At 59.7% G+C, this 26272-nt stretch carries 25 protein-coding genes, 1 other RNA gene, 1 pseudogene and 1 riboswitch; of the genes and pseudogenes, 16 read left to right on the plus strand and 11 right to left on the minus strand.

Features of this window, described 5'->3' with window-relative positions; translation table 11 throughout:
* Positions 1–6 precede the first annotated feature (6 nt).
* Both KQI12_RS03870 and KQI12_RS03875 read left to right on the plus strand, forming a co-directional pair.
* Entirely contained in the window at positions 7–708 is a 702-nt protein-coding gene (locus KQI12_RS03870) for a hypothetical protein (RefSeq protein ID WP_216570726.1), read from the plus strand.
* Positions 709–713: 5 nt separating this feature from the next.
* The gene (locus tag KQI12_RS03875; RefSeq protein WP_216570728.1) at positions 714–1268 is read left to right on the plus strand and encodes a Fe-S-containing hydro-lyase; all 555 of its coding nucleotides are present in this window, start codon (positions 714–716) and stop codon (positions 1266–1268) included.
* A 91-nt stretch (positions 1269–1359) separates the two neighbouring features.
* Here KQI12_RS03875 and purD read toward each other — a convergent pair whose 3' ends face one another.
* The 9 genes from purD to purE form a co-directional block, all read right to left on the minus strand.
* Positions 1360–2619, minus strand: a complete 1260-nt coding sequence (purD, locus tag KQI12_RS03880; protein ID WP_216570731.1) for a phosphoribosylamine--glycine ligase — start codon at positions 2617–2619, stop codon at positions 1360–1362.
* A 23-nt stretch (positions 2620–2642) separates the two neighbouring features.
* Positions 2643–3479, minus strand: a complete 837-nt coding sequence (locus KQI12_RS03885; protein ID WP_216570733.1) for a TraX family protein — start codon at positions 3477–3479, stop codon at positions 2643–2645.
* A complete protein-coding gene (locus KQI12_RS03890) occupies positions 3476–4771 on the minus strand; it encodes a phosphoribosylaminoimidazolecarboxamide formyltransferase (protein ID WP_371817945.1) in 1296 nt (431 codons plus the stop codon). Before KQI12_RS03890 ends, KQI12_RS03885 begins: the two co-directional genes overlap by 4 nt.
* Positions 4669–5379 carry an IMP cyclohydrolase gene (locus tag KQI12_RS03895; protein WP_216570737.1) on the minus strand — a complete coding sequence of 237 codons (711 nt, stop codon included), beginning with the start codon at positions 5377–5379 and terminating at the stop codon, positions 4669–4671. Before KQI12_RS03895 ends, KQI12_RS03890 begins: the two co-directional genes overlap by 103 nt.
* Before the next feature lie 65 nt (positions 5380–5444).
* A riboswitch (ZMP/ZTP riboswitch) is annotated at positions 5445–5524 on the minus strand.
* Between the two features lie 69 nt (positions 5525–5593).
* Positions 5594–6226, minus strand: coding sequence for a phosphoribosylglycinamide formyltransferase (gene purN / locus KQI12_RS03900; RefSeq protein WP_216570739.1), 633 nt, complete (start codon positions 6224–6226; stop codon positions 5594–5596).
* Between the two features lie 14 nt (positions 6227–6240).
* On the minus strand, positions 6241–7284 hold the full coding sequence (gene purM / locus KQI12_RS03905) for a phosphoribosylformylglycinamidine cyclo-ligase (protein ID WP_216570740.1): 1044 nt from the start codon (positions 7282–7284) through the stop codon (positions 6241–6243).
* Positions 7285–7333: 49 nt separating this feature from the next.
* Positions 7334–8761, minus strand: a complete 1428-nt coding sequence (locus KQI12_RS03910) for an amidophosphoribosyltransferase (protein ID WP_216571445.1) — start codon at positions 8759–8761, stop codon at positions 7334–7336.
* Between the two features lie 89 nt (positions 8762–8850).
* On the minus strand, positions 8851–9564 hold the full coding sequence (gene purC / locus KQI12_RS03915; RefSeq protein WP_216570741.1) for a phosphoribosylaminoimidazolesuccinocarboxamide synthase: 714 nt from the start codon (positions 9562–9564) through the stop codon (positions 8851–8853).
* A gap of 91 nt (positions 9565–9655) precedes the next feature.
* On the minus strand, positions 9656–10153 hold the full coding sequence (gene purE / locus KQI12_RS03920; protein WP_216570742.1) for a 5-(carboxyamino)imidazole ribonucleotide mutase: 498 nt from the start codon (positions 10151–10153) through the stop codon (positions 9656–9658).
* Between the two features lie 462 nt (positions 10154–10615).
* Between purE and KQI12_RS03925 the strand changes: the two genes are divergently transcribed.
* The 8 genes and pseudogenes from KQI12_RS03925 to KQI12_RS12765 all read left to right on the plus strand — a co-directional run.
* The gene (locus KQI12_RS03925) at positions 10616–12178 is read left to right on the plus strand and encodes an NAD(P)H-hydrate dehydratase (protein WP_216570743.1); all 1563 of its coding nucleotides are present in this window, start codon (positions 10616–10618) and stop codon (positions 12176–12178) included.
* Positions 12179–12245: 67 nt separating this feature from the next.
* Positions 12246–12869 carry a hypothetical protein gene (locus KQI12_RS03930; protein WP_216570744.1) on the plus strand — a complete coding sequence of 208 codons (624 nt, stop codon included), beginning with the start codon at positions 12246–12248 and terminating at the stop codon, positions 12867–12869.
* A gap of 109 nt (positions 12870–12978) precedes the next feature.
* A complete protein-coding gene (locus tag KQI12_RS03935; protein WP_216570745.1) occupies positions 12979–13173 on the plus strand; it encodes a hypothetical protein in 195 nt (64 codons plus the stop codon).
* 107 nt (positions 13174–13280) lie between these two features.
* Complete coding sequence (locus KQI12_RS03940; RefSeq protein WP_216570747.1) at positions 13281–13490, plus strand: DUF1858 domain-containing protein; 210 nt, start codon at positions 13281–13283, stop codon at positions 13488–13490.
* 60 nt (positions 13491–13550) lie between these two features.
* Positions 13551–14264: a tRNA (adenine(22)-N(1))-methyltransferase TrmK gene (locus KQI12_RS03945; RefSeq protein ID WP_371817946.1), complete on the plus strand. Its 714-nt coding sequence runs from the start codon at positions 13551–13553 to the stop codon at positions 14262–14264.
* Entirely contained in the window at positions 14261–15079 is an 819-nt protein-coding gene (locus tag KQI12_RS03950) for a Nif3-like dinuclear metal center hexameric protein (RefSeq protein ID WP_216570751.1), read from the plus strand. Before KQI12_RS03945 ends, KQI12_RS03950 begins: the two co-directional genes overlap by 4 nt.
* 108 nt (positions 15080–15187) lie before the next feature.
* A complete protein-coding gene (locus tag KQI12_RS03955; protein ID WP_216570752.1) occupies positions 15188–15916 on the plus strand; it encodes a YebC/PmpR family DNA-binding transcriptional regulator in 729 nt (242 codons plus the stop codon).
* A gap of 143 nt (positions 15917–16059) precedes the next feature.
* Positions 16060–16317: pseudogene (locus tag KQI12_RS12765) on the plus strand (site-specific integrase); the annotation flags it as partial.
* Positions 16318–16413: 96 nt separating this feature from the next.
* On the opposite strand, the gene rnpB reads toward KQI12_RS12765, so the two are convergent.
* An RNA gene (rnpB, locus tag KQI12_RS03965) (RNase P RNA component class A) lies at positions 16414–16773 on the minus strand.
* A 237-nt stretch (positions 16774–17010) separates the two neighbouring features.
* Here rnpB and KQI12_RS03970 point away from each other — a divergent pair.
* Positions 17011–20298 carry a DEAD/DEAH box helicase gene (locus KQI12_RS03970; protein ID WP_216570753.1) on the plus strand — a complete coding sequence of 1096 codons (3288 nt, stop codon included), beginning with the start codon at positions 17011–17013 and terminating at the stop codon, positions 20296–20298.
* 4 nt (positions 20299–20302) lie between these two features.
* Here the strand turns inward: KQI12_RS03970 and KQI12_RS03975 are convergent, their stop codons facing one another.
* The gene (locus tag KQI12_RS03975) at positions 20303–20941 is read right to left on the minus strand and encodes a Crp/Fnr family transcriptional regulator (protein ID WP_216570754.1); all 639 of its coding nucleotides are present in this window, start codon (positions 20939–20941) and stop codon (positions 20303–20305) included.
* Between the two features lie 114 nt (positions 20942–21055).
* On the opposite strand from KQI12_RS03975, the gene leuC reads away from it, so the two are divergent.
* The 5 genes from leuC (at position 21056) to KQI12_RS04000 (ending at position 26194) form a co-directional block, all read left to right on the plus strand.
* Positions 21056–22315, plus strand: a complete 1260-nt coding sequence (gene leuC, locus KQI12_RS03980) for a 3-isopropylmalate dehydratase large subunit (protein WP_216570755.1) — start codon at positions 21056–21058, stop codon at positions 22313–22315.
* Positions 22316–22349: 34 nt separating this feature from the next.
* Entirely contained in the window at positions 22350–22835 is a 486-nt protein-coding gene (locus KQI12_RS03985) for a 3-isopropylmalate dehydratase small subunit (protein ID WP_216570756.1), read from the plus strand.
* A 33-nt stretch (positions 22836–22868) separates the two neighbouring features.
* Positions 22869–23951 (plus strand): 3-isopropylmalate dehydrogenase, encoded by a 1083-nt coding sequence (gene leuB / locus KQI12_RS03990; protein ID WP_216570757.1) that lies wholly within the window; start codon positions 22869–22871, stop codon positions 23949–23951.
* A gap of 132 nt (positions 23952–24083) precedes the next feature.
* On the plus strand, positions 24084–24878 hold the full coding sequence (locus KQI12_RS03995) for a type III pantothenate kinase (protein ID WP_253290793.1): 795 nt from the start codon (positions 24084–24086) through the stop codon (positions 24876–24878).
* Between the two features lie 125 nt (positions 24879–25003).
* The gene (locus KQI12_RS04000) at positions 25004–26194 is read left to right on the plus strand and encodes a pyridoxal phosphate-dependent aminotransferase (RefSeq protein ID WP_216570759.1); all 1191 of its coding nucleotides are present in this window, start codon (positions 25004–25006) and stop codon (positions 26192–26194) included.
* Positions 26195–26272 lie beyond the last annotated feature (78 nt).

A 26272-nucleotide genomic window follows, 5' to 3' on the forward strand; every position in this document is an offset into this window, starting at 1 on the left:
ACGCAGATGGAGACAGGGGACATTCAGTTCCGGACCGCCGCGCTGGGCGGTTTCGTCAAGCAGGACGTACTGGATTATATCGAAAAAGCCAATAAGGAACATGAGGCCAAGGTGGCACAGCTCCAGAAAGAGTCTGCCGCTGTGGAAGAAGAGCGGGATCAGCTCCGGGAACGCTCCGGAAGTGCGGAGAGCCGTCTGGTAGAGCTGTCCGGTCAGGTCCAGCAGTTGACCGGTGAGTTGGCGGAGCGGGGAGCAGAGCTGGAAAAGGTCCAGGCGGAGCTGGCGGCCCAGACTCGGGAACGCACCGCTCTGGAGGAACAGTTGGATGCGCTCAAGGAACAACTTTCCAAAGCAGAGCAGTCCGCCCGGGCCTATGAGTCCATCAAAGACCGCACGGCCGGCATCGAGCTGGATGCCCACTGCCGGGCGCAGAGCATCGAGGCGGAGGCCATGGTCCAGGTGGGCAAGGCCAAGGAAGAGCTGGAGCAATGGGTCTATCGGGTCCAGGCCGGATATGACCGGATGCGGTCTGACATCGAAGCGACGATCGCCCACACCTCCGGAGAGCTGGAGCGGGTCCGCAAGAGCATGGAGGGACTGACTTCTGAGTTCAAAGACCATGACAACGAGCTCAAGACCCTGCTGGAGACCTATGAAGAGGCGCTTGGGCCCAAGATGCCAGAGCCGCTTCCGTTGAAGGAGGACTGAGTTCGATGGAGCATCATCTGCATACGGATGACCTCCGGGCCCATATCCCGGAGCTGAAGGCGGGGGACCGCGTGATCTTGAGCGGGACAATCTATACGGCCCGGGATGCGGCCCACAAGCGTTTTTTTGAACTGCTGGATCAGGGGAAGGAGCTTCCGCTCCCTCTGAAGGACGCAGTCATCTACTATGCCGGCCCTACACCCGGCCAACAGGGGATGGCAGTGGGAGCCTGCGGTCCAACGACCGCCAGCCGGATGGATGCGTTTGCACCGCGACTCCTGGATATGGGCCTTGCCGCCATGATCGGCAAGGGAGAACGGGATCAGAAGGTCATCGACGCGATCGTGCGGAACGGGGCCTGCTACTTCGCCGCTGTGGGCGGTGCGGGTGCGCTCATCGCCCGGTGTATCGAGCAGGTGGAGGTCATCGCCTTCGACGATCTTGGCTGCGAGTCGGTCAAGCGGATGACCATCAAGGACCTTCCGCTGACCGTGGCCATCGACAGTACTGGGGGGAACCTCTTCCAGATCGGCCGCGCCGCCTATGCGGTGGAGGACTGACGGAGAAGAAACTGCGATAGAGAAAAATGGAGGAGAGGCATCGGATGTCTCTCCTCCATTTCTATTTGTATATCAGGCTCTTCGTCTGGAGTCAAAAAGCGTGGCCGATATCGGTACGGAACTGCATATCCTGGAACTGGATGTGCCCGGCGGCGGCATAAGCCGCCTGGATCGCGCGTTCCAAATCATCGCCTACGGCGGTGACGCCCAGGACACGGCCGCCGCTGGTGACGATGGTACCATCCTCGTTCTTGGCGGTCCCGGCATGGAAGACCACAGCGGTCTTTCCAGCCTCCTCCAGACCGGTGATGGGGCGGCCCTTCTGATAGGAGCCGGGATAGCCGCCGGAGGCCAAGACAAGACAGCAGGCGGCGCCGGACTTCCAACGGATGTCCAACTGGTCCAGGGTACCATCATGGCAGGCTTGGAGGATATCCATCAGGTCTGTATCCAGCAGAGAGAGGACCGACTGGCACTCTGGATCGCCGAAGCGGGAGTTATACTCTACGACCTTCGGCCCCTGAGGCGTGAGCATGAGGCCAAAATAGAGCACGCCTTGGAAGGGACAGCCTTCTGCGGCCATGGCGTCCACAGTGGGCTGGAAGATCGTCTCCATACATACCTTGGCGACATCGGGGGTATAGCAGGGAACAGGGGCGATGGAGCCCATGCCGCCGGTATTGGGCCCCTTGTTCCCGTCATAAGCCCGTTTATGGTCCTGAGAAGAGGGCATCGGGACCAGGTGTTTGCCATCACAGAACGCCAGCACCGTGACCTCAGGGCCAGTCATGCACTCCTCGATGACTACCTTTGCGCCTGCCTCGCCGAACTTTTTATCGGCCATCATGGAACGGACGGCCTCTTTCGCTTCCTCTACGGTCTGAGCTACGATGACGCCCTTGCCCAGAGCAAGGCCGTCGGCCTTGACCACGATGGGAGCGCCCTGTTCCTCCACATAGGCCAGAGCGACATCCATATCCGTAAAGGTACGGTATTGGGCGGTGGGGATATGGTATTTAGCCATCAGGTCCTTGGAGAATGCCTTGCTGGCTTCGATGACGGCGGCGCTGGCTTTAGGGCCGAAGGCGGGGATACCCTCTGCCTCCAGAGCGTCTACCATACCCATGGCAAGGGGGTCGTCCGGTGCGACCATGACGAAGTCCACGGTGTTGGCTTTGGCCCAAGCTACCATACCGGTCACGTCCGTAGCCTTCACGGGAACACAGTCCGCCAGCGCGGCGATCCCGGCATTGCCGGGGGCGCAGGAGATCCGATCGACCTTTGGGCTCTTGGAGAGGGCCCAGACGATGGCGTGTTCACGGCCACCGCCGCCTACGACTAGAATATGCATGGAAAAAGACCTCCCATTCAAGATCAGGATCGGGCGAGCAGAAGACTCGCCCCATACAGGAACAACAGATGGAGCGGATAGAACCAATAAAAGAACCAGCGGCTCCCGTTCCCGCGCCGCCCATCATACCGGGACAACGGGATCAGAGCGGCACAGGAGCAGATCGCCATCAGCATGGCATGGGGCAGGGCAAAGGAGCAGAAAGAGGACATCCTGCCGTTGAGTGTGGACCAAATAGCCCCAAAGCTGCCGACGGCCAAAAGCTCCAGCGCCGAAGAGAGCCACCAGTCCCAGATGACGCCGCCCAGATAGTACAAGCAAAGACAAGCGGCCAAGACCCGGAACTGTCGGGACCGATCCTCTCCGCAGAGATAGAGGGATACCACGGTCAAAGCGCCCACCCAGCCGTAATCTCCATGCAGGAGCTGAGCCAGGATGATACAGGCTGCTCCAGCCAGGAATGCGGCGGCTGGATGCCCTTTGGCCCGTAGGATACGGATGCATCCGATGGCCAGTACCGCCAGAAAAAAGGTGGTCATGATGCTGAAGCCATCCCGAGGCATGACGATATAGAGCGGGATCTGGGTCAACAGAGTGAAGAAGAACAGGCGTTTCACATAAGAGGACCAGCACCGGGTCTTTCGACAGCCCTCTGCCACGAAAAAGGCAAAGATAGGGAACGCCAGTCGACCCAGATAGCGAAACAGATCATATCGCAGATCTTCTGGCGGGAGAAAAGAGGCCATGGGATGGAAGAGCATCCCGATATGGTCGATGACCATGAAGAATGCCGCCAGATATTTGAGCTGTGTCCCAGTCAGGCCGCCGGTATGGGTCTGCGCTGGCTCCCCAGTACTCAATGGTGGAAGAGGCGGATCCCAGTGAAGGCCATGACCATGCCGTGCTTGTCAGCCGTAGCGATGACCTGGTCGTCCCGGATGGAACCGCCGGGCTGGACGATATAGCGGACACCGGATCTATGAGCCCGCTCCACATTGTCACCGAAGGGGAAGAAGGCGTCAGAGCCGACCGTCACATCAGAGAGGTGCGCCACCCACTCTTTTTTCTCCTCGGACGTGAGGACTTCAGGCTTTTCTCGGAAGATGTTCTGCCAGACGCCATCAGCCAATACATCCTCGTGTTCATCAGAGATATAGAGGTCGATGGCGTTGTCCCGGTCGGGACGGCGGATGCCGTCCACGAACTGGAGTGCCAGGACCTTTGGATGCTGACGGAGCCACCAGATGTCCGCCTTGTTTCCGGCCAAGCGGGTGCAGTGGATGCGGCTCTGCTGTCCGGCACCTACACCGATGGTCATGCCGTTTTTCACATAACACACAGAGTTGGACTGGGTGTACTTGAGGGTGATGAGAGCCAGGAGCATATCGTGTTTCGCCTGCTGAGGCAGGTCCTTATTTGCGGTGACGACGTTCCCCAGAAGGCTTTCGTCGATCGACAGGGCATTATAGCCCTGCTCGAAAGTGATGCCGAAAATATTCCGGCGTTCCACAGGAGCGGGGACATAGTTTGGATCGATCTCCACCACATTGTAGCCGCCCTTGCGCTTGGCCTTGAGGATATCCAGCGCCTCATCCGTATAGCCGGGGGCAATGACGCCGTCGGAGACCTCGCAGCTCAGGAAGCGGGCGGTGTCCGCGTCGCATACGTCAGACAAGGCCGCCCAGTCACCGAAGGAACACAGCCGGTCCGCGCCGCGGGCACGGATGTAGGCACAGGCCAGCGGAGAGAGAGAGCCCTCCGGCGCAAAATAGATGTGGCGTTCCACATCTGTCAAGGGAAGGCCCAGCGCCGCACCAGCAGGGGAGACATGTTTGAAGGAGGCAGCGGCAGGCAGACCAGTGGCCTTTTTCAGAGCCTTGACCAACTGCCAAGAGTTGAGGGCGTCCATGAAGTTGATGTAGCCGGGCCGGCCGTTGAGGACCTTCAGGGGGAGTTCGCCCTCCTCCATGAAGATTCGGGCCGGCTTCTGGTTGGGGTTGCAGCCGTATTTCAGTTCCAATTGGTTCATGGTGTTTTGGACCTCCGATCTTACTGATGCTTGTTGATGATCACGGTATCGGCCGCGCCGGTGGCCAGATCGATATAACGGACGAAGAGAGAGACCTTGTTGGCCTCGTTCAGGCTGGACCACAGACCATCTGCCAGAGTCTTGGCGTCAGGGGCTTCCACCGCCACCCGGCGGGGCTCGCCCTCGAAGGAGGGCAGCGGGTCCTTGTCCTCCTGATAGGTGTGGATAAAGTGGCCCACACCAGCGGCAGGAGCGTCATACTCATAGAAGTACCGGCAGCAACAGGAGGGGTCACCGTCCATGCTCTTCAGGATGGAGAGATCATAGGAGTAGTCGGGCTTGAGTACACCGGAGATCCGAGGCGTGTAGTTGGGTCCGTCCGGCTCGAAGGTCCGGGTATTCAGAGCGTGGCGGTAGCAGTGGCCCTCCAACAGGTCGTCCCGGATGGTGTCGGTCTGGTCGCCGTTGGTGACGATCACCATACCGTTGGGCATGGTGCGCACCGGGTGGTAGATGATGAGGGAAGGATCGGTCATCTTGCTCTCATCGTAGGCTTTGGTACGGATGCCGTCTTCGGTCTCCTCGAAGACACGGTTGCGGCTGTTTTCACTGCGGCCCATGATGAAGTAGGCGATGACCGCCTTCTTGTCATCGGCAGACCGGCCCAGCAGGATGCCACGGCCGGGATAAGAGTGGCTGCGGAGCAGTTCATAGAGGTCGAGCTTGTTCATAGGTGATCTCCTCCTGTCGAAATATTCGTTCCAAAACGAGAAAAAGAAAATGGGCGCACCAAACACAGGTGCGCCCAGACGGTCGGCATTCCAAAGACTGTACTCCATGTGGTCGTTCCACGTTCCGTCAGTTATACAGCTCTGTCAGCATATCATATCCGGGACAGCTTTGTCAAGACGCACCGGAACATCTATGAGCGGACCCCGCCTAGGATCAGGGGAGGATCCGTACCTGCCGCCCCTCGACAGAGAGCCGGTCCTGGCAGAAGAGCGAGACCGCTTGGGGGAGGAGCTTCCACTCGGCCTCCTCCATGACCCGGCGCTGGAGGACTTCCGGAGTATCGCCCTCCTGGATCTCTACCGCCTTCTGGAGGATGATGGGGCCGCCGTCTGCCTCTTCGTTCACGAAATGGACGGTGGCTCCGGTGACCTTCACGCCATAGGCCAGCGCCTTCTCATGGACATGGAGCCCGTAAGCGCCCTTCCCACAGAAGGAGGGGATGAGCGCCGGATGGACATTGAGGATCGCGTTGGGGAAGGCCTCTACGATCTCGCCGGTCAGGATATGCAGGAATCCGGCCAGGACCACCAAATCGATAGACAGGGATTGGAGCTTCTGCACCAGAGCCTCTGTCATGGCCTGAGCGGAGGGAAAGTCTTTCCGGGACATCACATAGCCGGGGATGCCGACCTTAGCGGCCCGCTCCAGGGCGTAAGCTCCAGTGGCGGAGGAGATCACAGCAACGATCTCACCGCCTACGATCTCGCCGCGGCGCTGAGCGTCGATCAGCGCTTGGAGATTGGTCCCGCCGCCGGAGACCAGTACCGCGATACGCTTTTTGCCCATAGTGTCCTCCCAAGTCATGCCAGCTCGACGCCGACGTCTCCCTTGACCACGGAGCCCACCACATAGGCGGTCTCACCGGCGGCCTTGAGCGCGTCCACAGCCTTCTGAGCCTCCCCGGACGGGACAGCGAAGATCATGCCTAGGCCCATATTGAAGGTGTTGTACATATCCCGCTCGGGTATCTCGCCAGCCTTCTGGATTAGGTCGAAGATGGGCAGACGGGGGAAGGTGCTCAAATCGATATGTGCAGTCAGACCCTCGGTCATCATGCGGGGAACGTTCTCATAGAAGCCGCCACCGGTGATGTGGCTCACGGCGCGGATATCCACGCCAGCCTTGAGGACCGCCTGGATGGCTTTCACATAGATCTTAGTGGGGGCCAGCAGGGTCTCACCCAAGCTCTTGCCGCCCAGTTCAGTCATAGGAGCCTTCAGGTCGATATGCTCCACGTCGAATACCTTTCGGACCAGAGAGAAGCCGTTAGAGTGGACGCCGGTGGAGGGCAGACCGATCAGCACATCGCCCTCGGAGAGACGATCGCCGTCGATGATCTTCTCCTCGTCCACCATACCGACAGAGAAGCCGGCCAGATCATACTCGTCTACGGGATAGAAGCCGGGCATCTCAGCGGTCTCGCCGCCCACGAGGGCGCAGCCGGCCTGTCGGCATCCCTCTGTGATGCCGGACACGATGTCGGCGATGCGGGCGGGGTCATTTTTACCGCAGGCGATATAGTCTAGGAAAAAGAGGGGGGAGGCACCGCCGCAGACGATATCATTGACACACATGGCCACACAGTCGATGCCGACCGTGTCATGCTTGTCCATCAGGAACGCCAGCTTGAGCTTGGTCCCCACACCGTCGGTGCCGGAGACCAGGACAGGCTTTTTCATGCCGGCCATATCGGGAGCGAACATACCACCAAAGCCGCCCAGCGTGCCCATGACACCGGGGATGTAGGTGGATTCCACCATGGGCTTGATCCGCTTGACCGCCTCGTAGCCGGCGGTCACATCGACACCAGCGGCGGCATAAGAATCGGAATGAGAGTTTTTCATATAGAGACCTCCTGTGGAATGGATGGCATCGGACAGGGGAGCCCTCGGCTCATTCCCGCCCGGTCCAGCAGTAAGTACAGACCTTGCAGGGCTCCAGACCGATGGCCTTCATCAGACCCTCCAGAGACTGATAGCCCAGAGTGGTGAAGTGGAGCTTCCTACAGATCTCATCCAGCATACACTTGCCGCGCTTAGTGGAAGGATCGGCATACTCATCCAGATGCTCCTGACCTTCGTCGCCCTCCAGCTCCTGGATGGTACGGCGGGTAATGAGCTCCATCTCGGACTTGCTGGAGGAGAAGTTCAGATATTTGCAGCCATACATGATGGGCGGGCAGGCGGAACGGATATGGACCTCCTTGGCACCGGACTCGTAGAGGAAATCCACAGTCTCACGCATCTGCGTACCGCGGACGATGGAGTCGTCGATCATGAGCAGCTTCTTGCCCTGGATCAGCTCAGGGACGGGGATCTGCTTCATCTTGGCCACCTGATTGCGGACCTTCTGATTGTCGGGCATGAAGGAACGGGGCCAGGTGGGGGTGTATTTGACGAAGGGACGAGCGAATGGCTTGCCGCTCTGATTGGCGTAGCCGATCGCGTGAGGGAGACCGGAGTCGGGAACGCCGGCCACATAATCCACATCCTGCGCGATGCCCTTATCCTTGTCGGCTTCAGCCATGATCTCGCCGTTGCGGTAGCGCATGACCTCCACATTGACGCCTTCGTAGTTGGAGTTGGGATAGCCGTAATAGGTCCAAAGGAAGGCACAGATCTTCATCTCGTTCCCCGGAGGGGAGAGCTGTTCCACGCCGTCGGTGGTCACCCGGACGATCTCCTTGGGCCCCAGCTCGTAGTGATTCTGATAGCCCAGCTTGTGGTAGGCGAAGGACTCGAAGGAGACACAACAGCCGTCCTCGTCTTTGCCGATCAGGACGGGAAGGCGTCCCATCCGGTCCCGGGCAGCGATGATCTCGCCATCAGCGGTGAGGATCAGGATCGTGGCGGAGCCGTCCACCACCTCCTGTGCATGGCGGATACCGTCCACCAGATCTTCCTTCTGGTTGATGAGAGCGGCGATGAGTTCCGTAGAATTGACCTTGCCGGAGCTCATAGCCATGAACTGGGTGCCGACACCGGCATCGAAGTACTGCTTGACCAGTTCTTCCGCGTTGTTGATGATGCCGACTGTCGTGATGGCGAACAGGCCCAGATGGGAACGGACCAGCAGGGGCTGAGGGTCCGTATCGCTGATGCACCCGATACCGCTGTGTCCGGAAAAGTCGGCCAGATCTCCCTCGAACTTGGTCCGGAAGGGAGTGTTCTTGATATTATGGATCTGGCGCTGGAAGCCCTTCTCCCGGTCGTAGATGACCATGCCGCCCCGGCTGGTGCCTAGGTGAGAGTGATAGTCCACGCCAAAAAAGATGTCGAGCACGCAGTCCCGCCGGGAGACCGCACCAAAGAAACCACCCAAAGTCGTCTTTCCTCCGATCATGATATGACGGCGGACCGGCATGGGTCCCGGTCCGCCGTTCGCGTGTAAAGGTGAGAGGGAGAGGCGTATTACTTGTCGCCCATCAGACGACGCATGACTTCCTCATAGGCCTCCTCGGCTCCGCCCAAATCGCGGCGGAAACGGTCCTTGTCCAGCTTCTCGTGGGTCTTCTCATCCCACAGGCGGCAGGTATCGGGGGAGATCTCATCCGCCAGGACGATCTTGCCGTCAGAGGTCTTGCCGAACTCCAGCTTGAAGTCCACCAGGTCGATGCCGATCTCCTTCATGAAGCCCTTCAGCAGGTCATTGACCATGAAGGCATACTTCTTGATGAGCTCGATCTCATCTTTGGTGGCCAGCTTCAGGGCCAGAGCGTGGTAGGTGTTCAGCAGGGGGTCGCCCAGGTCATCGTTCTTATAGGAGAACTCGATGGTGGGCTCATCGAACACGATGCCCTCTTCCACGCCATAGCGCTTGGCGAAGGAGCCGGCGGAGATGTTGCGGATGATGACCTCCAGAGGAACGATGGTGACCTTCTTCACCACGGTCTCGCGGTCGCTGAGCTCCTCCACATAGTGGGTGGGCACGCCCTTCTCCTCCAGGCGGCGCATGAGGTTGTTGGTCATACGGTTGTTAATCGCGCCCTTGCCGGCGATGGTGCCCTTTTTCAGGCCGTTGAACGCGGTGGCGTCATCCTTATAAGAAACGATGACCAGTTCGGGGTCGTCAGTCGCAAAGACCTTCTTAGCCTTGCCTTCGTAGATCTGCTCACGCTTTTCCATCGTAAATACTCCCTTTCAACTATTCAGATATGGATGTATCGATATCGTTCATCTATCAGCGGCTTGCCCGACCGATCCGGATCCGGGAAGATCACAGAGCGGCCAGTTCTACCTGGAGTTTCGACTCTTTCTCGACGATCTGTGCGGCCATCTTGGTCCGGGCCGCATCCAGCTTGGCGGCGAGAGCATCATCCGACACGGCCAGGATCTGGGCCGCCAGGACCGCGGCGTTCTTGGCCCCATTGAGGGCCACCGTGGCTACCGGGATCCCGCTGGGCATCTGCACCGTGGCCAGGAGCGCGTCCAGACCGTCCATAGCGCCGCCCTTCATGGGAATGCCGATCACGGGCAGGGTGGAATTCCCGGCGAAGGCACCGGCCAGATGCGCCGCCATTCCGGCTGCACAGATCAGCACGCCAAAGCCATTCCTGCGGGCGTCCCGGGCAAACTCGGCCGCCTGAGCGGGGGTGCGGTGGGCACTGAGGATATGGGCCTCATAGGGGATATCGAACTCCTTGAGCTGGGCGCAGGCGGCCTTGACCACCGGCCAATCGCTGTCAGAGCCCATGATGATCGCGACTTTTTTCATCGAAACGACCTCCTCTGTCAGGGTGTACCAAACAAAAAGTCAGGGAAGCAAAAAATAAATCAGGGCATCCGACGAACGGACACCCTGTTCTCACATCCCGGCCTGAAACGGGCGGAAGGACCGGGACAGACTCCTGACGCAGAAGATCTCCCACATCGACTTACGAGCCATCCCCTTCACCTCGCCCATCCGAAAAGATGGATATACTATATCCAGTCCAGGGGCTTTTTTCAAGTGCAGTGGTCGAATTTTGTATAGTCTCACAAGTAGAAAACGGAGAGGATGGCCGAAACATGGCTGGAATGGAGAGGATGATGTGGAAGCCGGAGAAAGACATCGTAAGAAAATAGTTTAGACAAGCTGTGGTCTGGGTGCTAGAATAGCAGACGAAAACAGGTCTCATGCAAAGCGCTTCCTGCGCATCTGCAGGAGGGCATGTCTTGGAGGGAGAGGAGATCGGACATGAAGATCGCGACAGCCCGACAGATGCGGGAGATGGACCGGGCCGCTATCCAGGACCGCGGTATCGATTCGACACGACTCATGGAGAACGCCGCACAGGCGGTGGCGGAGGCTGCCTTCCTGGCGGCCCAGACCCGACCGGAGCGAGAGGGACGCATTCGACGGGCCATCTGCTTCTGCGGCGCGGGCAATAATGGCGGAGACGGCGTGGCCGCCGCACGCCAGCTCCTGGAACGGGGCATGGAGGTCCGGGCCGTCTTGGTGGGGCGGCGAGAGAAGATGACCCCGGACAACAGGGAGATGGAGCGGCGGCTGGAGTCTGTCGGCGGCCATCTGGAGGATTTCCGGCCGGAGGATCCCGCCTTCGTCCAGTGGTGTCTGGATGCCGATGTGATGGTGGACGCCCTCTTCGGCATCGGTCTGAACACAGATCTGCGGGGCGACTCTCTGACGGCAGTGCAGATGATGAACACCTGCGATATCCCTGTGGTGTCGGCCGATATCGCCAGCGGTGTCGAGGCCGATACCGGCCGTATCTTGGGCGACGCGGTCCGGGCGGACGTGACCGTGACCTTCTCTCTGGCCAAGGCCGGTCACTTTCTGGGGAAGGGAGACCTCTGTACCGGTCGGCTGATCGTGACGGAGATCGGCATCCCGCTGGACCTGGTCCACGGAGTGGAGAGCGGTCTCTACTCGGTCTGCGGGAACGATGTCCGTCTGCCTGAACGACCGCGTGAGTCCCATAAGGGCGACTTCGGCCGAGATGTGATCATCGGCGGTGCGATGGGCTATACTGGGGCCCCTGTACTGGCAGCCCGGGCGGCAGTCCGTTCGGGAGCGGGACTGGTGTCTCTCGGTGTCCCGGAGCCCATATGGCCCATCGTGGCGGCCAAGCTGGAGACCGCCATGCCACGTGCGCTCCCTGCCGGTGCGGATGGGATGCTCACGCTGGCGGGCATCGATCAGGCTGAGGCTATGCTCCGGCCTGCGGATGCCTGTCTGATCGGACCGGGCTTGGGCCGGGACAGTGAGACGGCAGAGCTGGTCCGGCGGCTCCTCCGGACTACGGCGGCGCCGGTGGTCCTGGACGCCGATGGCATAAATGCGCTAGAGGGGCATATAGATGTGCTGGAGGAGCGCCGTGGCCGGGTCACGATCCTGACGCCCCATGACGGTGAGTTCGCCCGCTTGGGCGGAGACCTGAGCGGAGGAGACCGCTTGTCGGCGGCCCGTGAGCGGTCCAGACGGCTGGACTGCTGTATCGTTCTGAAGGGGCACCGCACGATCACTGCTTTCCCGGACGGCACTGCCTACGTGAACACCACCGGGAATCCCGGCATGGCTGTGGGCGGGAGCGGAGATGTCCTGGGCGGCATCATCCTGTCTCTGCTGGGGCAGGGGTTCCCGGAGCGAGAAGCGGTCCCGATGGCGGTGTGGATCCACGGCCGGGCTGGCGATCTGTGCGCGGAGACTTTAGGCGAGTATAGCATGGCGCCCACAGACCTCATTGAGCGTCTGCCTCAGGTCTTGATGGAATGTGAGAGGCGTTCCAGGACCTTGTGACGTGTGCGGCGGTCCTCCTGACGACTGAGAACAGGATAGAGGGGGGACCGCCATGCGCTGTCTGCGGATGTCGTCTATATTGATCGTCACATCGTGCTTATCGCTCGCTGCTTGCGGCAGTCCGTCCGGCGCTGAGGCGGATGAGACCGCCCTGGAGATCCGGACGGACTATCTGGCGATGGAACGCTGTTCCGCCACAGTGGATCTGACGGCCGACTACGGGGAACGAGTCTATGAGTACGGCCTGACGTTCTCTTATGAACGGGCTGGTGAGACGGTCCTGATGCTCACCGCACCAGAGGCGGCGGCGGGGGTCTCCGCCCATATCCGGGCCGGTGAGACGACCCTGGAGTATGATGGTATCCGAGTAGAGACCGGTCCCCTCGATCCAGCGGGGCTGAGCCCTATGGACGCTGTCCCAGCGCTCCTCGCCGCGGTACGGGAGGGCTATCTGGCGGAGACTGCCCTGGAGGGCACGGAGGAGGCAGGGGGGCAGGCCCTCCACATGGTGATCCGGGATCCGGATGTCTCTGCCGGAAGCGGCACCGAATACCAGCTCTGGTTCGACCCGCGGGACCGGGCGCTCCTCCAGGGCGAAGTGAGCGTGGATGGGCATACAGTCGTCCGATGTATGTTTTCGGACTGGAGCATGTCCGGCCCTGAGACTGCGGGGGAGGGAGGAACTTCCTGACCGGACCATTACGGGACCTTTACGCAGGATCGATAGCAGGGAGGACCGGCATCTGTTATCCTGAAGGCGTACTCATGTCCATACCCGCCATCAGGAAAGGAGACGTCTCATGCTTCCCTGTCAGGACTGCTGCCCGGACTATCATGTTGGCTGCCATAAGATCTGCCGCCGCTGGAACGATTTTCAAGAGGGACAGCGGGTGGTGCGCCAGCTCAAAAAACGATATCTGAAATTTTATACGGAGCTGTGCGGACAGACGATCCGTCAGCTCCGTTCCATGCAGACCCGATATCCCGCGCGATGAGTCGGATCGGAAAAAAGATGGGCCATCCATATGATCCGATGTTGAAAAATGCGGATAGATAGGATATACTATCCTTGCATCATTCATTTTCATGGAGGTCTACCATCATGGCTAAAATCACTAAGGATACGATCATCGGCGACATCCTGGACATCGCGCCCCAGACTGCGCCCCTGTTCATGTCTATCGGTATGCACTGCCTTGGCTGCCCCTCTTCCCGCGGCGAGACCGTCGAGGAGGCCTGCATGGTCCACGGTGTGAACGTCGAGGCGCTTCTGAACGCCATCAACGAGCAGATCGAGGCCGCCGAGCAGTAAGGCGTCCCATGAAAAAAGAGCGGCATTTGCCGCTCTTTTTTCGATCATGAGAGAAGAGAGGTGCCGCCCTTGAAACATATCGAACTTTCGCCCAGACTGCGGGCGGTGGCAGAGTTGGTACCATCCGGGACCCGCTTCGCAGATGTAGGGACCGACCACGCCTATCTGCCGGTCTATCTCATCCAGGAGGGGATCATCTCTGGCGCAGTGGCGTCTGATCTGCGGGAGGGACCTTTGGATCGGGCCCGGCAGACGGCGGAGCGCTATGGCGTCACAGACAAGATCTCCTTCCGGCTGTGTGATGGGCTGGACCGGGTCGCGCCGGAAGAGGCAGAGACCATTGCCATCGCCGGGATGGGCGGCGAGACCATCGCCGCGATCCTGGGAGCCGCGCCCTGGACCAAGCTGGGGGAACATCGGCTCCTGCTCCAGCCCATGAGCGCACTTCCTGAATTGCGGAGTTGGCTCCAGAAAGCGGGCTATGTCATCCGGAAAGAACGGCTCTGCCAGGAGGGCAAGACGATCTATACTGTCATAGAGGCTGGGCACGGAGAGATGCCGCCTCTGAGCCCGGCAGAATGCTGGGCGGGACGGCAGGACACCTGCGCCGGCGACCCGCTCCGGCCCACTCTGCTGGCCCATCTGCTCCGGCGCGTGGAGCGTGCGCTGACGGGGATCCGCCAGTCTGCCCGCCCGGAAGATATCCCATGGAAGGACGAGCTGGAGCAGGTCCGCACAGGCCTCATCGCTATGCAGGAGGAGGAAACGAAATGATCAAAGTCAATGATATCTACGCCTATCTGGACAGTGTTGCCCCATTCGCGATCCAGATGGACTTCGACAATGCAGGGTTTCTGGTGGGGCACGGAGAGGCATCGGTGAAGAAGGTCCTGGTCTCTCTCGACATCACCGAGGAGGTGGCAGAGGAGGCGGCCGCGGTGGGCGCTCAGCTCATCGTCTCCCACCATCCGGTCATCTTCCATCCTGCCCGCAGCATCACAGATCGAGATCCAGTGGGGCGGACTCTGCTGGCCCTCACGGAGAAGAAGATCGCTGCGATCTGTGTCCATACGAACCTGGATGCGGTGTCCGGCGGTGTCAACGACGCCCTGGCCCGCCGTCTGGGCCTGACGCAGGTAGAGATGCTCCGCCCCGAGGGGACGGATGCCTCTGGCCAGACCTACGGCGTGGGCCGGATCGGTCTGAGAGAGGGGAGCGGCATGTACGCCCCAGCCTTTGCCCGCTTCGTACAGGAGGCGCTGGATGCCAACGGCGTACGCTATGTAGATGCCCGGCGCCCGGTCCGGCGTGTGGCGGTGGGCGGCGGCGCCTGCGGCGATATGCTGGCGGATGCCCTTCGGATGGGCTGTGACACGTTCGTGACCTCTGATGTGAAGTACAACGGTTTTCTGGACGCCAAAGCTATGGGCGTCAACCTGATCGATGCTGGCCATTATCCCACCGAACAGGTGATCTGCCCCATCTTGGAGCGGCGGCTCAAGACGGCCTTCCCGGAGCTGGAGGTCGTACAGACCAAAGAACACAAAGAGGTGTTCACCTACCTGGCCAAGAGCGGCGGGGCGGAGTGACCTGCTGCTGGGGCGATAGGCCCCGTTTTCGGCTGGTAAGGGGTTGCACCTTCCGGCCCTTTATGGTAAAATATTTTAGCTTATTTCTTATCGAAGGAGACGGATCCAATGTCAGGACATTCCAAGTGGCATAATATCCAGAAGACCAAGGGCGCTGCGGATGCGAAGCGTTCTCAGGCATTCACTAAGATCGCCCGCGAGATGATCGTAGCGGTCAAGCAGGGCGGCAGCGGCGATCCTGCCAACAACTCCCGTCTGGCCACCGTCATCGCCAAGGCCAAGGCGGTCAATATGCCCAACGACAACATCAAGCGCACCATCGACAAGGCGCTGGGCGCGGGCAATACCGACAACTTCGAGAGCGTCGTCTATGAGGGCTACGGCCCCAACGGTGTGGCCGTGATCGTGGACGCGCTGACCGACAACCGTCAGCGCACCGCCCCGGAGGTCCGCCATCTGCTGGACAAGTATGGCAAGGGCCTGGGTGCTACCGGCTGTGTGTCTTGGTGCTTCGACCAGAAGGGCGTCATCGTCATCGAGCGCGAGGATCTGGACGAGGACACCATGATGATGGACGCACTGGACTGCGGCGCCGACGATATGCAGGCAGAGGATGAGGTGTTCACCATCTATACCTCTCCCGAGGCGTTCGGCGAGGTCCTGCCCAAGCTGGAGGAGAAGGGTTATACCTTCCTGGAGGCTTCCGTGCAGATGGTCCCCCAGAACTACGTCAAGCTCACCGACGAGGCCGATATCAAGAACATGGAGAAACTTATCGACCTGCTGGAAGAAAATGACGATGTCCAGAACGTGTACCATAACTGGGAACAGGAGTAAATACGGCAAGATGTTGCCGAAATAGGATTGAATCGTCAAAAAAAGAAACTTTTTCATCAATCGGATTTGGCTGAGTAAAGTGAAATCCCGATGAGCGATGATGTACATGATACCTTCTATTGTGCTATACATGGAGGGTCATCATGAACATTGAAAACGCGATCAAAGACTACCTGATAGAGATTGAGATTAGAAAGTATACCCCGAAAACGATCAAGGGGCATCGGACTAGTCTCAATCTCTTTTTGTGCTTCTGTGAGGGAGAGATGCACATCTCAGATATGGAAGAGGCAACATCAGGCGTCGTAAAGAAATATGCTGGGTATATGTCGCAAAACGGGAGGAAAGGGACTTACGTCAATGGACTGCTGAAGTCTCTAAAATCGTTCGCACAATATTGTTATGAAGAAGGCAGTGATGGGTTTAACGCAAAGCACAACTTCAAGTGGTGTAAAGAAGAAAAGACCGTCCGGAGCGCTGTGCTCCGGACGGCCAAATATGCAAGCAAGCCTGTAAGCCGGGTTCTGTCCTTTAAGACAGCCATCTATCTCGACGCACCGTTGCCGATACGCTCAAGCCGCCTCCCTGGGACGGTCGGGCCGACCATATGTCCCTCCACGGCGTTGCTCCGGATAGAGTTTACAGCGATGGACGCTTCCACGCCATCGGGCGGGCTCTTGCCTCCGCCTTTCCACCCTTACTGCCGGATGGAGACCATCCGACAGCGGTCTATCTCTGTTGCACTTTTCCTAGGGTCGCCCCCGGCGGGTGTTACCCGTTATCCTTGCCCTGTGGAGCCCGGACTTTCCTCACGAACGGGCCTTTCGCCCCGTCCGCGCGGCTGTCCAGCTTACTTGCAGGTGCTATTATAGCGTATCCGGAGCCGATCGTCAAACGATTCGTTTTGGAATGACCTGTGCGGGGCCATGCTGCTCCATAGACAAAATAGAGGATGTTCTGACGGATCTTCTCAGACGATCAGCGGACCATTTTTCATTGTTGTGCCATGAAAAATGTGGTATGATATCAGATGCAAGGAATTCGTGCGGCTCCTGGAGCGCCGTGCGAGATATCAAGGAGAGAGGATGGAACCTATGGGATCCTTTGACTCATTTTTCAAGAAACGGCTGGAAGAGTTGGTCGCCGGGCAGAAAGCCCCGGCGCTTTTGTTCTTTCGCGGGTTCCTGCCCGCGCAGATCGAGACGCTGATCGGACATCCGGCCAGCCTGCTTCCGGACCCGGCGCTCATCCGGGACGGTGGGGTAGACCTGACTTTTCTGGAAGGACAGAAGCGGGCGCTGGTCCAGCGGCTGACCTCTGTGGACGGGGTCTTGGTCGGCTTTTATGAAGAGCTGATCGCTCTTTGCTCGGTGGTCAGCGACCCGTCCGCGCTCCTGGGTGGTCCGGTGATCGTAGTGGAGAACGATCTGTTCGGGGATGCCGTCCCGAGCTGTATGAGCGACGCCGACACAGCCATCCTCCTGCGGGATACCAAGTCTGAAAAGGCAGGCAGCGGGGAGAAGGCCGCAGACCTCCTGGCCCAGTATTACAGCGACCCGATGCCGCTGGATGAGAGCCATGTCCTAGTCTGTCCCCGAAATGTACACAAGGACATCGGCGTCGAACCGATCGCGTTCTTCCCGGCAGCGGAGCCCAAGTCCCAGCCGGAGCCCCAGGGGGACGACCTCCGTCTGGATACGAAGCAGGACCTCCTGTACCGCTTCCGGGTGATGGAAGGGGAGGGAGCACCTGTCCATCTCCTCACCGGTCGGCAGGAGGGGGATGTCGGTCTGGCGGCCAGCCTCAGGAACGCACTGACCGCGCTGGACATCCCCTTCTCTCAGGAGGACGAGGATGCTGAGGGCGATGCCGCGGCGGATATCTTCATCCCAAAGGCAGTCACGGAACTGCTGAAACATCACTGGGGCTCCAATGCATCCTTCCGCGATCTGCATTTCTACCGGGCACCGGCCACATCGAAGGAGACGGTGGAGATCTCTCAGGGCGCACTGGTCAGCGAAGTCATCGATCAGTGCGAGCGTGCTGAAGCGGAAGAGGAGTTCCGGGACATCTTCATCACCGCCCCCACCGGAGCGGGCAAGTCCCTGCTGTTCCAGCTTCCGGCCCTCTATCTGGCGGAGCGCTGTCAGGCGGTCACGCTGGTCATCTCTCCGCTGATCGCGCTGATGAACGACCAGGTCTCTCAACTGGAGGATGAGCATGGGAGCGCTCTGGCCACCTATCTGAACTCCACACTGACCTATGAAGAGCGGCAGCAGCGGTCTGAGGAGATCCAGTCCGGGAAGCGGTCCATCGTCTATCTGGCCCCGGAGCTCCTGTTGTCCTCTGGGCTGGACGCGATCCTGGGCGACCGCCGGCTGGGACTGCTGGTCATCGACGAGGCCCATACCGTCACCTCCTGGGGCCGGGATTTCCGCTCCGACTACTGGTATCTGGGCGACTTCCTGCGGCAGGCCCGAAGGGACCGGACGCCCTTCCCGGTCATGTGTCTGACGGCTACCGCCGTGTACACCGGACCGGAGGATATGGTGAACGATACGATCCGGGAGCTGGATCTGAATGCGCCGATCATCCATCTGGGCAGTGTCAAGCGGGAGGACATCTCCTTCGACATCACCAGACCGGAGCTCCCGGAGGCAGGCGTCACGGTGGAGTCCCTCAAGCAGAAGCTGGTCATCGACCGCCTGATCGAATATGTGGGCAAACGGGAGAAAACACTGGTCTATTGTCCCTTCCGGACCCAAGTCGAGGGGCTGTATGTGATGCTGGATGCCAAAATGCGCCGGGTGGTACGCCGTTATCACAGCCGGGTGACGGCTCAGGAGCGAAAGCTGATCGAGAAGGAGTATCGGGATGGTACTGCCCTCGGCCTGATCTGCACCAAAGCGTTCGGTATGGGCGTAGACGTGAAGGATATCAAGCATGTGATCCACTTCGCGCCTACTGGGACACTCTCCGACTATGTACAGGAGATCGGCCGCGCCGCCCGGGATCCGTCTGCTGTGGGCACGGCCCATATGGACTACTTCAAGCAGGATATCCGCTATGTGCGGACACTGAATGGGCTCTCTGAGATGAAGCAGAAACAGCTCAAGTCCATGCTCCAAAAGCTGGTGGATATTTACGATGCCAAGAAACACCGCAACCTGCTCCTGGCTCCGGACTCCTTCGCTTATCTGTTCCAGGAGTCCGAGGCGGAGAACAAGACCAAGAACGGCCTGCTCCTGCTGGCCAAGGATCTGAAAAACAAATACGGTTTCCCGGTATTGGTGGTGCGCCCTCGGCTCATGCTGACGGAGAATTTCGTCAATGTGCCGCCGGAGCTGACCGACCGATTCCAGAAAGAGTTCGGCGAATACGCCGCACCCTGCGGAAAGGTGAAGGACCGCTTTGTCCCAACTGGAAATTCCTCCCGGGCCTCTGAGGTCTATATCCGCAACGTGGGCGAAGTCTATCGGGTCCGGATGGGCGACCTGTGGGAGGCCAGGTTCCCTCACCTGACATTTGCCGCCTTCAAGCATCAGTTCTTCAATGAGCGTCTGGACCGGAAGGTGGACAGCCATCTCTCTCCCCGGATCCGGGTCACGGTCCACTATCACGATCCGTTCGACAAGGTGCAGGAGGAAGTCACCAGATTGCTGGATGACATCCTAGCCGTGTTCACCCGCCATAAGCTGGGGGAGAAGAAGACGTTCGATGAGAAGACCTTCCGGGCGGAGCTGAACGAGCTGCGTCCAGATCAGGAGCTGACGGATGCGCAGGTCACGTTGCTCTTGGCTATGATGACACAGGAGGTGGATGAACGGGCCTCCTTCAACGCCGCCAGAAGCAGTATGAAGGTGCTCCAACGCAGGAAGCAAAAGGGGAAGGCCGGCGGGACGGAGTACCGGATCTCCAGCAGCCACGCGACCCTGAAGGACTATATGCTCCGGCTCCTGGGCCAGTGTGAGCCAGATCCGGAGACCGGGAGCTTCAGCTCCTTCGTCCCGGATCCCGCCAAACGCCCCATCATGCTCCTGCCGATCCTGAAGCTGATGGAGATCATGGGGCTGGCCTCTTATGAGCTCCAGGGCGGCGAGGCGGCCGAGCTGTTCGTCCGTATCAACGATCCGGAGAAGCTCCGCCGTCTGGCCGGTGGCAAGTACAGCAATGGCATCCTGACTGAGCTCCACCGGAAGCATGAGGACAGCCGCAAGCTCCTGACCGCGTTTTTCCAGGCGGAAATGGACGATGCCTCCCGCTGGGCGCTGATCGAGGACTATTTCCTGGGCAATGATGAGGCGGTACGCGCCGCTCTCCCGACCGCAGGGGGGGCGGAGAGCGAGATCGACGAGGAGCCTGAGGAGGGCACGGAGACGTGAAGCCTCAGCGCTCCACTGTGCGTTCCACCAGATGCTCCAGCTCTCTGGGGCAGAGGATCTTGATGGAGCGGTAGCCTGTCTGGATCCAGCCGAGACGGACGAACTCACCGATGACCCGGCTGACAGTCACTCGGCTGACCCCTACTGATGCACCGATCTCTTCATGGGTGCAGTGGATGACACCGTCCGGGCCGGTCGGCCGCAGGGAGAGGAGATGCCGTGCAATCCGCTGATCTGCCTGGAGGAAGCTACTGTCCACATGAGTGGACAGTAGCCGCACGGTCCGGGCCAGATACTCCAGCATGGAGACGGCCAAGTCCGGGTGCCGTGCGAACACCGTGTGGAGCCGCGCCCGATCCACTGAGATGAGAGAACAGGTGGTCAGCGCCGTTGCGGAGGATACCCGGGGCTGTTTGTCGAAGAACGCGGCTTCGCCGATAAGGTCGCCTGCATGGTGATAGGTGAGGATCCGCTCTTCACCGGAGCCGGCGCTGAGGAAGCACTTCACCGTCCCCTCCAGGATATAGTAGAATCGGTCTGCAGGCGTGTCCTGAAGATAGATGAGCTGTTCCGGGGCATAGAGCAGGGGAGCCTGGCCCTCTGCCAAGGGATACCAGATGTCCACGTCGAACGCTCCTTTCATGGAATTTTCTTTGACTCGTCTCAGATCGTATCACACTTTACATTCTTTTGGCAAGGATCCTATCATAATTGACCATACAGAAAGGTACCAAAGGTTATTCAGGAGGAATGCATCATGGGAATGACGATGACCCAGAAGATCCTGGCAAAGCATGCCGGGCTCGATTCAGTAGAAGCCGGACAGCTCATCGAGGGGAAGCTGGATCTGGTCCTGGGCAACGATATCACCACCCCTGTGGCCATCACCGAATTCGATAAGGCTGGCCTGACGCAGGTGTTCGATCGGGACAAGATCGCCATCGTATTGGATCACTCTACGCCGTGCAAGGACATCAAGTCCGCACAACTGTGCGCTAAGGCCCGTGATTTTGCCCACCGGTTCCAAATCACCCACTTCTTCGACGTGGGACAAATGGGCGTGGAGCACGCTCTTCTGCCGGAACAGGGCTTGGTGGCTCCCGGTGAGGCCGTGATTGGTGCGGACTCCCATACCTGCACCTATGGTGCGCTGGGCGCGTTCTCTACCGGGGTCGGTTCCACGGATATGGCCGCCGGTATGGCCACCGGTCTGTCTTGGTTCAAGGTGCCCTCTGCCATCAAAGTCACGCTGAAGGGCAAGTTCCAGCCCTATGTCTCCGGCAAGGATCTGGTGCTCCATCTGATTGGCATGATCGGCGTGGACGGCGCCCTCTATAAGTCTCTTGAGTTTGCCGGTGAGGGTGTCTCCGAGCTTTCTATGGATGACCGCTTCACCATTGCCAACATGGCCATCGAGGCTGGCGCCAAGAACGGCATCTTCCCTGTGGACGAAAAGACCCGCGCTTATCTCAAGGGCCGTGTGGACCGGGAGTGGGAGGCTGTGGAGGCGGACTCCGATGCCATCTATGAACGTGAGATCATCATCGATCTGGATGAGCTCCGTCCCACGGTGGCACTGCCCCATCTGCCTTCCAACACCCGTACGGTGGACGAGGTGGCCGGTACCCCCATCCAGCAGGTCGTTATCGGCTCCTGCACCAACGGCCGCATCGAGGATATGCGGAAGGCCGCCGAGATCCTGAAGGGCCGCAAAGTCCATGAGGGCGTCCGCTGTATCGTGCTCCCTGCCACCCAGCAGGTCATGCTGGACGCTATGGCCGAGGGCTTGGTCCAGATCTTCATCGAGGCTGGCTGTGCGGTCTCTACGCCTACCTGCGGTCCCTGTCTGGGCGGCCATATGGGTGTTCTGGCCGATGGGGAACGCGCTATCTCCACCACCAACCGGAACTTCGTGGGCCGGATGGGCCCTGTCAGCTCTGAGATCATCCTGGCCAGCCCTGCTGTCGCCGCCGCCTCCGCCGTGGCCGGCTGTGTGGCCGACCCCCGGTCTATCTGAGCAAGAACGTCTGAGACAGAAAGGATAGAATGACATGAAAGTCTATAAATACGGCGACAACGTGGACACCGACGTCATCATCCCCGCCCGCCATCTGAACGATCCGGACCCCAAGGCCTTGGCCTCCCACTGTATGGAGGATATCGATGCGGACTTCGCCACCACCGTCCAGCCCGGCGACATCGTGGTGGGCGGCGCCAACTTCGGCTGCGGCTCCTCCCGGGAGCATGCGCCTCTGGCTATCAAGTCCTGCGGCGTGAAGTGTGTCATCGCCGCCTCTTTTGCGCGTATCTTCTACCGCAACGCCATCAACATCGGGTTCCCCATCATGGAGTGCCCGGAAGCCGCCGCTGAGATCCAGGCTGGCGATCAGGTCAGCGTGGACTTCCAGAGTGGTCTCATCCTGGATGAGACCACTGGAAAGCAGTACCATGCCGCGCCGTTCCCGGAGTTCATCGATGGGATCATCGACAACGGCGGTCTGCTCTCCTCGTTGAAGGCCCGCGGACTGGCGAAGTGATATATCGATCTATCGAGAAAGGAATCGACTGATATGGACTATAAGATCGCATTGATCCGGGGCGACGGCATCGGCCCCGAGGTGGTGGGCGAGGCCGTCAAGGTCCTGGACACTGTGGGCCGAAAGTTCAGCCATACGTTCCATTATACCGACGTCCTTCTGGGCGGCTGTGCCACCGATGCGGTGGGGAAGAGCTACCCCGATGGGACTGCGGAGAAATGCAAGTCCTGCGACGCTGTCCTGCTCGGCGCCGTAGGTGGTCCCAAGTGGGGATCTGATAAGCCTGCGGAACAGCGTCCGGAGACCGCTCTCTTGGCGATCCGCAAGGACCTTGGACTGTACGCCAATCTGCGTCCTGCCGCGCTTCGCCCTGCCATGGCGGACGCATGCCCCTTGAAAAAGGAGACTGCGGAGAAGGGCATCGACCTGATGATGGTCCGTGAGTTGACCGGAGGCATCTATTTCGGCCGCCGTGAGAAGTATGAGACCGAGGACCGGGGCATCGAGGCCGCCGACCGGATGGCTTACTCCGAGAAAGAGATCGAGCGCATCGGTCGCCGCGCGTTCGAGCTGGCCCGTCTCCGCCGGAAGAAGGTCTCCAGCGTAGACAAGGCCAATGTTCTGGAGACCTCCCGCCTGTGGCGTTCTGTGATGCACCGCCTGTCCGCGGAGTATCCCGACGTGGCTTACGAAGATGTGCTGGTGGACAACTGTGCCATGCAGCTGGTCCGGGCCCCCGGTCAGTTCGATGTGGTCGTCACAGAAAATATGTTTGGCGACATCCTGTCCGATGAGGCCAGTATGGTCACCGGTTCTATCGGCCTGCTGCCCTCGGCCTCCATCGGTGACACCGCGCCCGGCCTGTATGAGCCGATCCACGGCTCCGCCCCGGACATCGCAGGACAGGACAAGGCCAACCCCATCGCCACGATCCTCTCGGTGGCTATGATGATGCGCTATTCCTTCCATCTGGCCGCTGAGGCTGACGCCATCGAACAGGCGGTGGATGCGGTCCTGGCCGCCGGCTGGCGCACGGCCGATATCGCAGAGCCTGGTGTGGCCCCCATCGGCACGAAAAAGATGGGCGACCTCATCTGCGCCAAGCTGGAGGGCTGATCCTCCCGCGCCTCAAAGCATAGAGTCCCCGGCCCGTTGCGATGGACCGGGGACTTTTCCTGTCCGCAAACCTTGACAGAGGAGGGGAAGTCTGCTACGATCAGGCAGATAGTGAAGCGTGGAAGGAACGTGATGGATTTGATCTTGATGATAGATGTAGGGAATTCCAGCACTACCATTGGGCTGTTCGAGCCCAACGGGAGCCTGACATTCCGCTCAGTGCTCCCGACCTATAAAAGCGCCATGCAGGACCACTGGGCGATCAGTCTCCTGGATGTGTTTCGACTCCACCGGGCGGAGGTGGATGCCGTCACAGGCATCATGATCTCCAGCGTCGTGCCGCCGGTGACGGCGGCGATCTGCGGTGCGGCGGAATTCATCACCGGGATCCGGCCAATGGTCATGGGTCCCGGTATCAAGACCGGTCTGAACATCAAGTCCGATCTCCACTCCCAGTTGGGGAGCGATATCGTGGCGTCTTCTGTAGCGGCCATCGCACAGCGGCCCACGCCGCTCATCGTCATCGATATGGGCACGGCCATCACCATGTCCCTGCTCCGGGGGAACGTTTATGAGGGCTGTATCATCATGCCCGGCGTCCGGGTGGCGGTAGAGGCACTCTCTCAAGAGGCGGCGGAGCTGCCTCATATCTCAATCGAGCCTCCGGAGACGCTGCTGGGCCATAATACTGTCACTGCGATGCGCTCCGGCGTAGTCTATGGAAACGCCAGTATGGTGGATGGGATGATCAGCCGGATCGAGGCAGACATGGGGGAGCCTGCGGCGGCTATCGTGGCCACCGGTACCTCCGCGCCGGAGATCCTCAAGCACTGTTCCCATGACATCCATTACAGCGCGGACCTTATATTGGAAGGATTATTTCTGCTTTACCAGAAAAATACAGCCATCCGCCCGCGCCGGGCATGATCGATTCAGCGCTGGACGGACGGTATCCGCAAATTTTGAAAGAATGCAATGTTTGTCTTGCATTCTTGACTCCGGACTCATATAATAAAAAGCACGAATCTAATTTGATCTGGAGGAGATCCACCATGAAAGAGCTTTCCCACATCGCACAGGCCGTCCAGGCCTCCACCACGATGGCCATCGATTCGATGTTCAAGCAGATGAAGGCGGACGGCATCGACGTCATCGGGTTCGGCGCCGGTGAGCCTGACTTCAACACCCCGGACGAGATCAAGGAAGCCGGCATCCAGGCGATCCAGAACAACATCACCCGTTACACCCCCGCCGCCGGTACTGTGGAGCTCCGGCAGGCCGTGTGCGACCGGATGAAGGCCGACTGCAATGTGGAGTATAAGCCGAATCAGGTCGTCGTGACCAGCGGTGCTAAGCATGCCGTCTATCTGGCCCTCCGCGCTCTGGTGGATCCCGGCGATGAGGTCATCCTGCCCGCACCTTACTGGGTCAGCTACATCGAGCTCATCCGCATGGTGGGCGGTGTCCCTGTGGTCGTCACTGCCACGGAGAAGGAGAACTTCAAGCTCACTCCTGAGAAGCTGGCCGCCGCCATCACTCCCAAGACCAAGGCCCTCATCCTGAACAATCCCTCCAACCCCACCGGCATGATGTACGGTGCGGAGGAGCTGAAGGGCATCGCCAAGGTCTGTATCGAGAACGATCTCTATGTCATCAGTGATGAGATCTACTACGGTCTGGTCTATGACGGAGCAAAGTTCACCAGCTTTGCCAGCATCAGCCCTGAGACCTATGAGCGGACCATCCTGATCAATGGCGTGTCCAAGTCCTACGCCATGACCGGCTGGCGCATCGGCTATGCCTGTGCCGACTCTGCTGTGGCCAAGGTGATGGCCAATTATGTGAGTCATTCCACCGGTTCTCCCGTGGCCAGCTCTCAGAAGGCCTCTGTCACAGCTCTGACCGGCTCTCAGGCGAAAATCGAGCTGATGCGTCAGGCTTTCGAGGAGCGCCGCAATTATTTGGTGGACCGGATGAACAAGATCCCCGGCGTGAGCTGCATCAAGCCTGAGGGCGCTTTCTATGTGATGATGAACCTGGAGCAGTTGATCGGAAAGACTATCCAGGGCGTGACCATCACCGATGATAATGTCTTTGCGGATGCCTTCCTGAAGAAGGGACTGGTGGCTGTGGTCCCCGGTTCCGGCTTCGGCGCTCCCAACTTCACCCGCTGGTCTTACGCCACCTCTATGGAGAACATCAAAGAGGGCCTGGACCGTCTGGAAAAGTTCCTGGCGGAGTGAGCCATCCGACATCCTGTTGAGAAAAAGGCCGGTGTGTTTTGCGCACCGGCCTATTTCAAACGCAGGAGTCTGATGTGA

The organism is Pseudoflavonifractor sp. MSJ-37 (assembly GCF_018917965.1).
GTDB lineage: Bacteria > Bacillota > Clostridia > Oscillospirales > Oscillospiraceae > Pseudoflavonifractor_A.